Genomic DNA, 237 nt, shown 5'->3' on the forward strand with positions numbered 1-237 from the left:
GGCATCGTCCGGCTCGTCGAGGCAGCCCGGGCCCAGACGGCCCCGATGGCGCGCCTCGCCGACCGCGATGGCCTGGCCTTCCTCGGCCTGACCCTGAGGCTGGCCGGGGCGGCCTGGGCGGCCACCAGCGATCCCGTGCGGGCCCTCGCGGTGTTAGTCGTCGCCACCCCCGGTCCGCTCATCCTCGCGGTGCCCGTCGCCCTGATCTCCGGACCTTCCGCATTCACGAACCTGCAG

1 pseudogene is annotated in these 237 nt (G+C 74.7%); it reads left to right on the forward strand.

Going from position 1 to position 237, the window contains the following annotated elements:
* Positions 1–237 (forward strand): annotated as a pseudogene (locus tag AC0IY1_RS25590) (heavy metal translocating P-type ATPase); the annotation flags it as partial.

It is taken from the genome of Methylobacterium sp. AC690 (genome assembly GCF_979256535.1).